This is a genomic window from Psychrobacter sp. CX10 (genome assembly GCF_057621575.2).
This window is the reverse complement of sequence record NZ_CM177736.1, coordinates 2767501-2779955: the sequence shown is the minus strand read 5'-3', so window position 1 is coordinate 2779955 and position 12455 is coordinate 2767501. Positions and strand designations below refer to the sequence as shown.

Sequence of the window (12455 nt, the reverse complement as noted above, 5' to 3'; positions counted from 1 at the left end):
AGTAGCTATGAGGTCTATTTAGTACCTATTCATTTTTTACTTTTCATGTTTTTATATTTTTAAAACTTTAAACTTTAAACTTTAAACTTTAAACTTTAAATTTTAAATTTTAAATTTTACCAATAATGATGCCAGGCTACATTCGCGTTCATGCCTTCTTGATCAGGTAGATTGTCATTTTGAGTATGACTTATGCGTAGTCTAACGTCGTCATTTTTTGCAAGCTGTTGACGCAATGCCAGTTGCGCTTTTGCAACTGCGTCTTCGCCTTTACGTATCGTATGATGATAACTAAGCTCTGCTGCCTGACCACCGCTTTTGATACGCATACCAAATTCGATACTGGCGTCTATTTTATCCTGCTGATCATGAAATACCGCATTGGTCATCACATAACCTAATGCTTTATCGCCGAACATAGCGCCGCCACCAATACCCCCTTTTAAATAAGGGCGATGAGCATTGTTATTGAAAGGATCGGTTCGTGCCCCTGTTTTTAACTGCCAAGACAGTTTGGGCTCGCCTGCCAATGGTTGAGCCAAATCTTCGATTTGCTGCATGTCCAAAAAGACAAAATCGTTAAGCGTCCAAACATGTTCATCCCAATCATACGCGGCAGTGGTCTTAACAGCTTCAAAGCGCTTGTTAATATCTGTATAACTATTTAAAGGGTCTTTAACAAACAAGGACAGTCCAATTTGGGCCAAATCTTTTGACAGTGTTATCTGAGTTTGCGCCGTTTTATTACTCAGCGCAGGAGACGGCTTATTGGGAACCTTTAAGTTAGCAAGCGCATCACTTTCTGGCAATTTAAAACGCTCACTGATCAGCCGCTTCTTAAACGCTTGTCTTTGGGGCGTATCTTCTTGAGAGAGCTTATAGGTCTGGTGCAATATTAAATAATCTAACGTGAGTGTTTTTTGATGGTCATCAAACGACTCTAAGTCATCCAAAGCATTCAAGACATCAATTGAAGATTTGTCCTTAATCCTTATAATCTCATTCACTTTTTGCTGTACAGGCTTGGGCAGTTGCCCAAAAGTGTGCCTAAGCTGTGTTTGCTCTGATGGCATATAGCGTACCGAGGCAATCAAGGGGTCTGATGCAGTGTCATCATACTCAATCAACTGATCAAACACATAATCTGGCGCATACCACGGCCCCAAACGATCTGTAGTTTGTATATCACTAATCAGTTCGAGTATCTCACCTGAGCGATAGCCGCAATTTTGTTTGATGAAATAGTAATCAAAGCGTGCAGACTTGGCTTCATATAAATGATAATTTAGCAGCTGCGTGTCAAAATCATCTAAATTAAGCTCATACTCCCACATATCACGCTGTTCACTTTTGGAATACACCGCATCTTGTTTAAAAAACTCCGCTTCTGCAAACCCTGCATCGTATATACCAAACAAGCCTTTTATGGCATATAACACCCCATTTTCATTAGGGGGTATGCGAGCACCAAAATTATATGAATTATTCAATAAGTCTTTACTTGATAGCGTGCTGTGTGAAGATTTCGTTATAGCAGATTCCGCCATAGTTGAGCGGCTAGGGTCATTGGTTTTGACCAGTACGTGACCGAATGAGGAGGCAGGATTTTTTAAATAATTACTTACCAGCATTAAGCTGATACTTTGATTGGGGTTAGGCAATTGAGAACATTGGCTAAGATCGATATTCAAAGAATCGATATGATGGTTGAGCCAAAAATAGCGTGCAGGAAACTGACATACCACATCTTTATTATTGCGCTGCGCCACTATGGCTACTAACTCTTTGTAAGGATCAAAATCACGAGCATCCGTATCTTGTGAATGTGTTAAATAAAACCCATCGGAGATAACCTCGGCTTTACCGTTTTTATAAAACAGTAAATGTTGCCACTGTTTGTGTTCAGCGAGCTGTTTTAGTCTGGTCGTGTTTACGCTAATATGATTTAACGCTTGAAGCTCTTGCAGCGACTGACGTTGACCGAGTAACGGGGTGCTGTCATCGACTTTATTGCTTTGTATGCTTGAGCCTATGGAAGGCGAAAGATCGTGTTTAAGGGTATTGACATGGCTATTGGTATGATTATGGCTATTGACACTGCTAATATGGTCATATACAGGCGTGCTTTGCACAGCGTCAGTCTTGTCTGGCATATTAGTAGCGGCTATCGCATTTAACCCCATCATACCTGAAATAACAATACCAACAAATGGCATAACTGTGGCGACTCTATAAACATTCATACCTATCAAACTACTTACCACTCCCTTATTACGGTATATAGTGTTCCTATCCAACATTATGCCTTGTTATACCTTTTTTAAAAGACAACCTATTTTTGTAAAACTCGCTAGACTTACTATGTGTAGCGTTTGCGATCATTTATCGTTTTACTTGATAATTTAATTGTCAGATTTTGTATTCTCTATAAATCTTACCATTTAAACATCAAAAACAATGTCATCAAAAAGCAATGTCATCAAAAAGCATAGCATCAAAAAGCACGTAAACCACTTAGTTTACGTGCTTTTAATATCATTATAAAGCTATCTATAAAGCGCCAATATATTCGCTCGTCAAATTACATAGCGCAGCTGTTTTGAACAATGCTATATAATGCTTGTGCGTTTTGATCTTGAGTTGCAGTGGTGTATGCAGATGATTGCGTATACTGACCATATTGTGCACGTACACCTGCTACAGAATCACAGTTAGCAACATCTTGTAGGGCTGATAAATGCGCACCTTGTCCTGAAGCTAAGTCTTTTTCGACACTTGGGAATGCTTCATTAATTAAGACTGCGGCTCTTACGTTACCACCTTGACACTGGTCAGGTGACATAGAGTCAGAGATTGCCGCTGTCGTACCTAAATCCCATGTAACGTTACTTATAATAGCTAAGATCGGGCTTGAATTACCAAATAAAGCGCCGCCTAAACCACACTCTTTGTAGATTTGCTCAATCGTACGACCCGTTTCTTCTGACTTAAACTTTGAGCCTAGATCAGCATTAGCAGCGCCTAGTGGAAGCATAGCAGCAACAAGTGAAGCGATAGCAATTTTCTTTAACATATTATTTCCTTATAAATGCACTCTAAACTACGCACATTAATTAAATGAATGATAGATGTATGATATTTAACAGATTAAATAACTTTAATATCGGTCGATCTAATATTTAACACTTTGTTAACCTGTATTTCAATTTTACAATATAGTAAGCAGATAGCAAGAAAAAAATATATTGGCTTAACGTACTGATAAAAATTACTAACAATTATAGCGTATTTTTTATTAAGATTTTCTTATAACCTTATAAGGTTTAATACTTGTATGTTTAATTTAAGTTTTATAAATACATTTAGCTTACTAAGTATCAAAACCAATATTAAAATGCCAACCATATACTAGCTATCATACTGTTCAAGCTCAGTCATAGCCCCAAGAAGCGACTCTTCTAACTGTACTTGCTGCAGCTGAAAGCTTGCTTGCTCCTCTAATAGCTTGAGTAGTTTTTTCTTATTGTCCTCATCATATAGCGATGTATCGGTAAGCTTTTCTTCCAACTCGTTCAAACTAGCCGCCACGTTATCCAGTTTTTTTTCTGCTTGCTCTATACGTTTGCGTATAGGAGCGGTCAACTTGCGCTGTTCGGCAGCCAATTTGCGCCGCTCTTCTTTGCTTAACTGTGGGGCCTCTGCTTGAGCCTTGGCTTCTGCTACTTTTTTAGCCGCTTCTGCTTGCTTGGCAGCTTCATTTGATGCAGCTTTGGCATCACGCGTCTCTTTGGCCGCTTCTTTGGCATCTGACTTACGCTGCTCGGACAGCCATTTACCATAGTCAGAGACATCACCTTCAAACTCTTGTAGTTTGCCATTGTGTACCAAATACAATTCATCGCACACATTAGCGATCAATTCACGGTCATGCGATACCAGCACAACTGCCCCTGCAAATCCTTGCAGTGCCATGGTTAGTGCTTGGCGCATTTGTAAGTCTAAATGGTTGGTAGGCTCATCAAGAATCAGAACGTTAGGTTGTTGCCATACGATCAAAGCGAGCGTTAAACGGGCACGTTCACCCCCTGAAAACAGTTTACTGGGGGTATCAATACGATCACCACGAAAGTCAAAACTACCCAAGAACGAACGCAGCTCAGCATCTGAGGTTTTGCCAGCAATACGTCGCATCATAATCATCGGGGACGCTTGCGCATCCAAGCTGTCCATTTGATGCTGGTTAAAATAACCAATGTGCAGGGTATCAGATACTTTATAAGTGCCTGATAAAGGTGCAAGCTCTCCTACTAAGGCCTTGATTAAGGTCGACTTACCCGCCCCATTCATACCAAGCAACCCCAATCGGGTATCTGGCGTAATCTCTACATTCACATTCGTTAAGATAGGCGTGTCGCTGTAGCCAATATCAGCTGACTTCAATGAAATGAGCGGTGAGCTCATATGACTTGGTTCATAAAACCTAAAGCTAAACGGATTGTCGGCCATAACGGGGGAGAGGTCAGCCATACGCTCTAATTGCTTTATACGGCTTTGTGCCTGCTTAGCCTTGGACGCTTTAGCTCTAAAGCGTCGCACAAAATCTTCCAAATGTGCTTTGGTCTCTTGCTGCTTTTCATAAGCTTGTTGCTGCTGTGCCAATCGCTCACTGCGCGCACGTACAAACTGCGAGTAATTACCTGTATATAAGGTCAACCGGTGATTTTCTATATGCAAAATAAAGCCAACGGTTGCGTCTAAAAAGGTTTGATCATGGGAGATTAATAAGACAGTACCATCAAACTTAGCAATCCATTCTTCAAGCCATAAAATTGCATCTAAATCTAGATGGTTGGTCGGCTCATCTAATAACAGCAAATCAGCGCGGCTCATTAACGTTTTTGCAAGATTTAAACGCATGCGCCATCCACCAGAGAAATCATTAACAGACAGCTCATGCTGATTGGTCTTAAATCCCAGACCTGCCATAATTTGTGCCGCTGTCGTTGGGGTGCGGTAGCCATCAATATCATCAAAGCGCTGATATAGCTTTGCAATGTCATCATCACTTAAGCTATCGGGTTTGCTGATCTTTTGATTGATGTCATACCACTCTTTATCACCGCTTAACACGTAGTCAATAGCTGATTGCTCACTGCCGGCAACTTCCTGAGCCATATGCGCCACATCCCAGCCGCTTGGTATACTCACCGTGCCTGCATCTACGCTTAGTTCGTCTTGGGAGCGCTCACCCATTTGGGTTAATAACACGCCAAACAATGTAGATTTTCCGGTACCGTTATTACCGGTAAGCCCAACTTTTTGTCCTGGATGAATCTGGAAAGTGGCTTCTGAAAATAGAATCCGACCATCGCGTCGAACCCCAACATTGTTAAATTCGATCATGTTTTAATATCGCTTATGGTTATATTTGGGTGCATTGTAACGTTTTAGGGGATCAGATTTAAAATATTTTACGTATGAACGTCGTGTTTAATGAGCATTGTTCTTAATAAACATTGTTCTTGATGCACATTGTACGTGATGTTTGTTGTCTTTGGCTTATTTAATGAGTGAGACATCACACTCTATATTTATGGATAGTCATACGTTGAAAATCAAGGATTCACCCTCATTATGGTATACTAAACATTAATCAAATCAAATAAACGTAATATCAATAAGCTGCGATAAATTTGTGCCATTCTTAGCTTTATATTGACTGTTTAATAGTGGATGACATCGGTTTTTGCCCTGCAAGCTGCGAGCTAGCATCTTCCTACGGGCTGTTTTCTTAGACAATGTTTCATTATAGGCAGATAGGCAGCGTCTCTTTTATCTACAGACACTGTTGTCGTCAACAACTGATGGTATTAATATAAAAAAAGAGCGACAGATGAATAACAAGCGCTTATCGAAATTACGCAAGTGAAGTAGTAAGCTTTACGAGGATATTATGACAACCATTACTTTAACTGACAGTGCTGCTAATAAAGTCCGTAAACTACGTGAAGAAGAAGGTGATGATAGTCTTATGTTACGCGTTTATGTGACGGGTGGTGGCTGTTCAGGCTTTTCTTATGGCTTTAACTTTGCTGATGAAGTTGGCGAAGATGATGCCAATTTTGACAATCGAGACGTTACCTTATTGGTAGACTCTTTAAGCTATCAATACTTGCAAGGCTCTACCGTAGATTATACTGAAGGCTTAGAGGGCGCACGTTTTGTGGTCACCAATCCAAATGCGACCACTACTTGTGGGTGTGGTTCCTCATTTTCTATCTAACTTAACGTTTTGTATTTAGCTAATAGCTCTGTATTCATCTAGTTTAGGTCATGAACGATGCATGGTTGAAAGGTTTTAAACCTATTAAGCTTTATTTATGACGCCATAAAATTAAGCCTTAACGCTTATAACTTATAAAAATGCCCTTTAAACATGGTTATTCCATGTCATTTTAGCCGCAATATCTTTTATTGATGTTGCGGCTATTTTTATGCCTTAATCCTACCGTTGTTTATTATAAGATTATCTGGTTTGCAGTTATTTAATATCGTTCAATGCCCAGTCATTTCATAGTCGTTTTATAGTCTTTTCATACAAGCTTACGAATAAATAAGTATTAAAATACTATGAACCTAGTTAAACCTGCTAGTAATACAGAATAGACACGTTATAATATGCGGTTTGCGCTATTGACTGCCTATTTTTAAAAGCCATTATTTATCGAACAATTGATATAGGCTCTTTTGACTATCTATTGTAACCGTACATGATTTTTTTGCGGCATTGAGCTAAACTAAATTAGGGCGTGTCCCAATTTGGTTGATGAGGCTAAAGATGAGAGACTTTAACTGGTTGAACCCAAACCGCAAAAATGACACGTTTATATCGACACCCCTATAATAATACTGACAATAACACTTTTAATAACACTTTGCATCATCTGACTAGACTTTGGATCGTCTAATTAGAGAGTAGCAAACGATGAGTTTTTTTTAATTCTGAGATGACTGTATGACTGATATTACAAATCCAAATAATTCAATAATGCCTTCTTGGCTAACTAGCAAACATTTGGAAGGTATGCTACGTGGCGTTGAGAAAGAAGGGCTGAGAATGCAGCCAAATGGTTATTTGGCGCAGACACCTCATCCAGAAGCACTCGGCTCTAAATTAACCCATCCCTATATCACCACAGACTACTCAGAAAGTCTGCTCGAACTCATTACGCCGCCTAAATCAAGCGTTCACGAAATGCTCAAAATGCTACGTGAACTTCATGTGCTCGTATATCAGTCTATGGATGAGGGCGAGCTTATGTGGCCGCTATCAATGCCCTGTATGCTGTCATCCGATGATGAAGATATTCCATTAGCAGATTACGGCAGCTCTAATGTCGGCCGCCTAAAAACCTTATACCGCAGCGGGTTAGGTGTCCGCTATGGTCGCCGTATGCAAACGATTGCTGGTCTTCACTACAACTTATCATTCGGCGATGATTTGTTTAAAGCATGGCGCGATACGTTGCCTAAAGGCGCTCAAGGCGAGTCATTGACTGAATTTAAGAATATTAAGTACTTAGGCCTTATTCGTAACTTTAAACGTATGAGTAGCTTAGTGCTATATTTAACAGGGGCCAGCCCTTCTGTGTGTCCTTGTTTCTTGACTGGCCGCGAGCATGACTTAGAGTTAATGAATAAGACCACTTATTACAAACCCTATGCCACAAGCCTACGTATGGGACGACTTGGCTATACCAATAGCGTACAAGATCAGCTCGATATTCGCTATAACACGCTACCTGAATATATTGAAGGGTTACGCCGCGCTATCAAAACGCCTATGTCTAATTTTAGTAAGTTAGGATTAGATGATGCCGATGGCAATCCAATTCAAATTAATGACCATATCTTACAAATTGAGAACGAATATTATAGCCCAATTCGTCCAAAACAAATCGCCAAATCAGGTGAGACGCCAAGCCATGCGCTTGAGTCACGAGGCATTGCTTATGTGGAATTTAGAGCGGTTGATTTAGACCCTTATAGTGACATCGGTATTCGCTTAACGACTGCCTGCTTCCTTGAAGTACTGGCACTATATTGTTTGATGAATGACTCACCAGAGTTATTCCCTGCTGAAGAAGATATATTGGCCGAAAATCTAGAACGTGTGGTCAATCAAGGATGCAAACCTGATCTTACCCTTAAAGCAAACGGTCAGGAAATAGATTTTAAACAGTGGATGAAGCAGCATTTAGAAGCGATGCTACCCTTTGCTAATCTACTTGACGCCCACTATGGTGGCAACCATTATCGCATTGCCCTTACACTGATGTTGGGTAAGTCTACCTATCCAAAAACCAGCCTATCAGCACAGGTATTAACTGATACTGAGCGTTTAGGAAGCAGCTGGCAACTGGGGCAAACCTTAGCTGTACAACACCGTGATAACATCATGAAAAGTACGTTAAGTCCCAAAACTCAAGCCCAATATGAAGTTTTGTCTGAAAAGTCATGGATTCAGCAGCACGATATCGAACAGAATGAACAACAAAGCTTTTATGATTTTATTCAGCAGTATCGCTAATGCTCAAGGTATATAACCGCTTATAATATTTGCATTTACCTGATTTACACGCATATCTTTATGCGCTTTAAACTTGTAAACGCTTTTTTTATCGTTAAAATAAAGCTATTTATATTTACTCAACCCATACTGCCTAGCCCTCTCATTTAAGAGCATTGCCATAGGCTGCGAAGGAGCCGCTTTAATGCAGCGCTTATTCTCATATCGGATTTTGAACCTACTTCTCGTCGTCGCTTCAGTTGTTGCCATGGCATTTGCCATATTATATTTACAGAATTATAAGGGTCTTCCACCTTGTCCGTTATGCGTCTTTCAGCGTTTCGGTCTTATTGTAATGGGTATTTTCGCACTCTTAGCAGCGCTCTTTAATCCGAAACAAAAGTGGGTACAACTTATTTTGTGGATAGGGTCTATGGCTGGTATTTTATGGTCAGCTGGGGTAGCCGCGCGTCATGTCTGGTTGCAGCACTTGCCTGCGGATCAAGTGCCGTCATGCGGCCCTGGACTGGACTACTGGCTAGAAGCATTACCTATGAAAGAGGTGCTTAGTCAGGTACTTTCAGGATCGGGTGAATGTGCTGAAATAAGCTGGTCATTTTTAGGATTATCAATTCCTGAGCAAGCGTTAATCTTGTTTAGTCTCTTAGTTTTGGTTAATCTAGTCATTTTAGGGCGCATTACTGTTAAACGCACGCTTTAATGGTTTAAAATTTTTTCAGTGACTTTAAGCAGCTGTTTTTAAGAACAGGCTGTGTAGAAGCTAGCTTAAGTAATATAACTGTATAGCTTAATAATTTAACCATCATCCAAATTATTACAGACAACTTAACATTTAGAGGTTTCATGCACGTTCATATTTTAGGTATTTGTGGCACATTTATGGGTTCACTTGCATTATTAGCACGTGACTTAGGTCATAACGTAACGGGATCAGATGCTGGTATTTATCCGCCCATGTCCACCCAACTTGAGCGTGCAGGGGTCACCATCCAAGAAGGCTATGATGCTGACCATTTAAAGCCTGCACCTGATTTGGTCATCGTAGGCAATGCCATGAAGCGTGGTATTGATGCCGTTGAATATATGTTGAATACAGGTCTACCCTACACCTCTGGTCCTCAGTTTTTGGCTGAGCATGTGTTGCAGTATCGTCATGTACTGGCGGTGGCAGGCACCCACGGCAAGACTACAACGACGACGATGCTGGCTTGGGTATTGCATTACTGCGGTATCGATGCTGGGTTTTTGATTGGTGGTGTGCCGCTGGTTGACAGTGAGGATGAAAAGCTAAACCAAGTTTTTGCTCATAGTAGCTATTTAGGTGCTGATAAAGCTAGTCAGGATGAACGCGGCTACTTTGTGATAGAAGCCGACGAATACGATTCTGCCTTTTTTGATAAACGCTCAAAGTTCGTTCATTATCGACCGCGTACAGCTATTTTGAATAACCTAGAATTTGATCACGCCGATATTTTTAAAGACTTAGACGCTATTCAAACTCAATTTCACCATATGATTCGTATGATTCCTAGCGGCGGTCGAATCATCATGCCGGGTCATACTCAAAGCTTAGAGACGACAATAGATAAAGGATGTTGGACTCCTATTTGGCGCACTGAGATTGTAGATACCACACAGGTCTCTAGCGGTTTTGAGGATTGTGCTTGGAAAGCTAAGCTCATTGAAGAAGATGGCAGTCAGTTTATAATTCACTTTCAAGACGCTAACGGTCCCTCTGCCCAAGGTGACGTCAACTGGGGTATGAGTGGACGCCATAATGTAGAAAATGCAATGGTTGCCGTAGCGGCAGCTTATGATATCGGCATTAGTGTTGAAGACGCTTGCGCCGCTTTATCTAAGTTTTCAGGAATAAAGCGGCGTATGGAGCTAATTGCTGACTTTGAGCACACCTCAGACAAGCATAACAGCCGAGTTCAAATATTCGATGACTTTGCTCACCATCCTACTGCGATAACCACTACCTTAGATGGCGCTAGAAAAAAACTTAAGTCTGCTAAAATCTGGGCTATTATAGAGCCGCGCAGCAACACTATGAAATTAGGCGTACATAAAGACAATCTAGCGGCGTCTGCTGCACTGGCAGATGAGGTGATTTGGTATGAGCCTGCAGGTCTGGAGTGGGGCCTAAAGCAAGTTATCGATGAGGCTCAAGGCCTTCATAATTATCAGTATGTTATGAACGACACCCAACAAATAATCGATCATATCTGCTCTCAAATTGGTCAAACTGAACAAGATGATGCCATTATTATCATGTCAAATGGCGGGTTCGAGGGGATTCATCAACGTTTGCTAAAATGTTTCGAGCAAAGTTAGTTTAAATATAGTCTAAACCTAGCTTTAATTCATATCGTATAGATTTAAAATAGCCGCTAACCTCATTTATAGCGGCTTTTTTTGTTTTGTCCAATACACCCAATTTTTATGAATAATAAATAGAAGATAATTTAACTCGATATATGATAATCAACACTTCGTAAACTATTATTTAATAATTGAAGCCATTTTTTAAAGTGCCTCAATATTAGAATTAATATTCTATTCCGATTTTAATTATTCAGAAGTTTTAAACAATCTAGAGTATTAATGCTATCTGCATCCTTTTTGCGTCTATTTTCAAGTATTCGTATGTATAATGGCTGATGAGACAAACTTAAGTGATAAACTTCTTCTTCAAATGCTTCTGGATACTTTACGTCGGCTCTATAGGGATGATATTCTTCTAACAATATATTACCCACGCATAAAGCATCAATAATTTCAGAGTTTAGATAACCATCTCTAGTTTCATAATCTTTAGCCCATTCGATATTATACAAATTATTTAGACCATCTATATATGATAATCTACGAATTAAGTTACTATATACTTCATGAGCTATAGCGTTCTCTTCTTGAGTTTCAGCCAACATGAATAATTTTTTATCGTTCCTAATAGATGAATAAATGACTATCAAATTTTCATAATTTTGAGGGTTATCTTTACAATTATTTTGATCCATAATAGTTGAACAGGACGCTATTAATAGAGCAATACTAAACATGACTAAAGGTTTCATAAGTTTACCTTAGAACCGTGGGTTTTTACTTTCGTACCATATACCGTATGTTTTTCTCTCTTTGATATCTGACAATCTATTAATTCGTTTATAGTTATTGTGTTCACTTTTCACTGCAACTGCCTCTTAATGATATTCTTTGTTGAAGATTTTAAAAAATGTTTCTTCGTTAAATATTGAGGGACCTTTATTCATAACAATTCTCATAGATTGTTCTAATATTTGGTAATCCTTCAATGTTTTTTTAGTAAGCTTAAAAGTACTATATGCACCTTTGATATTCATTGAAAGTGTACCAAAACTGTAGGTTGCCATGTGCATGATCGCTCCTTGAGCTTTATTAATTACAAGACTCATTACATAATTGTTAAATTCTATATACTTCATAGTATGGAAAGCATGAACTCTATTTTCATCTTTCCAGAAACCTTCAGTATATCTCGACAAATCTTCTGTTAAAGAAAATAGTAGTTAATTTCTTGCACTTTGGACAAATAACTTTATCGCCTTTACGAGAAATAGTACTCCATTATGAATTGAATGCAATGATACGGAGATGACGGTTCCACCATGATTGGTTTTTGCACCCACTGTTATGTACGCTACCATAGTCTAACCTTAATAGAATATCTTATTTAGGTTTAACATTGAATTATCTACTTGTGGAAAACCTTATCAAAACAAGTTTGTAATTCTTAAATTAGTTCAACATCAACGTTTGCTAAAACGTTTCGAGCAAAGTTAGTTTAAATATAGTCTAAACCTAGCTTTAGTCCATATCGTAT

At 39.3% G+C, this 12455-nt stretch carries 9 protein-coding genes; 4 read left to right on the top strand and 5 right to left on the bottom strand.

Annotated features, from left to right (window positions below; genetic code table 11):
- Positions 1 to 116: 116 nt before the first annotated feature.
- From AC21OH_RS11260 to AC21OH_RS11250, 3 genes are all read right to left on the bottom strand, one after another.
- On the bottom strand, positions 117 to 2243 hold the full coding sequence (locus AC21OH_RS11260) for an Lnb N-terminal periplasmic domain-containing protein (RefSeq protein ID WP_487369860.1): 2127 nt from the start codon (positions 2241 to 2243) through the stop codon (positions 117 to 119).
- A gap of 338 nt (positions 2244 to 2581) precedes the next feature.
- On the bottom strand, positions 2582 to 3073 hold the full coding sequence (locus AC21OH_RS11255; protein ID WP_487369861.1) for a DUF3015 family protein: 492 nt from the start codon (positions 3071 to 3073) through the stop codon (positions 2582 to 2584).
- Between the two features lie 335 nt (positions 3074 to 3408).
- Positions 3409 to 5403 carry an ABC-F family ATP-binding cassette domain-containing protein gene (locus tag AC21OH_RS11250; protein WP_487369862.1) on the bottom strand — a complete coding sequence of 665 codons (1995 nt, stop codon included), beginning with the start codon at positions 5401 to 5403 and terminating at the stop codon, positions 3409 to 3411.
- A 550-nt stretch (positions 5404 to 5953) separates the two neighbouring features.
- On the opposite strand from AC21OH_RS11250, the gene erpA reads away from it, so the two are divergent.
- The 4 genes from erpA to mpl all read left to right on the top strand — a co-directional run bounded on the left by erpA (position 5954) and on the right by mpl (position 10927).
- Positions 5954 to 6283, top strand: a complete 330-nt coding sequence (erpA, locus tag AC21OH_RS11245; protein WP_486535233.1) for an iron-sulfur cluster insertion protein ErpA — start codon at positions 5954 to 5956, stop codon at positions 6281 to 6283.
- Between the two features lie 732 nt (positions 6284 to 7015).
- A complete protein-coding gene (gshA, locus tag AC21OH_RS11240; protein ID WP_487369863.1) occupies positions 7016 to 8590 on the top strand; it encodes a glutamate--cysteine ligase in 1575 nt (524 codons plus the stop codon).
- A 184-nt stretch (positions 8591 to 8774) separates the two neighbouring features.
- Positions 8775 to 9290 carry a disulfide bond formation protein B gene (locus tag AC21OH_RS11235; RefSeq protein ID WP_487369864.1) on the top strand — a complete coding sequence of 172 codons (516 nt, stop codon included), beginning with the start codon at positions 8775 to 8777 and terminating at the stop codon, positions 9288 to 9290.
- Between the two features lie 143 nt (positions 9291 to 9433).
- Positions 9434 to 10927 (top strand): UDP-N-acetylmuramate:L-alanyl-gamma-D-glutamyl-meso-diaminopimelate ligase, encoded by a 1494-nt coding sequence (mpl, locus tag AC21OH_RS11230; protein ID WP_487369865.1) that lies wholly within the window; start codon positions 9434 to 9436, stop codon positions 10925 to 10927.
- Positions 10928 to 11160: 233 nt separating this feature from the next.
- Here the strand turns inward: mpl and AC21OH_RS11225 are convergent, their stop codons facing one another.
- Complete coding sequence (locus AC21OH_RS11225) at positions 11161 to 11670, bottom strand: hypothetical protein (protein ID WP_487369866.1); 510 nt, start codon at positions 11668 to 11670, stop codon at positions 11161 to 11163.
- A 126-nt stretch (positions 11671 to 11796) separates the two neighbouring features.
- Positions 11797 to 11991, bottom strand: a complete 195-nt coding sequence (locus AC21OH_RS11220; protein ID WP_487369867.1) for a hypothetical protein — start codon at positions 11989 to 11991, stop codon at positions 11797 to 11799.
- Positions 11992 to 12455 lie beyond the last annotated feature (464 nt).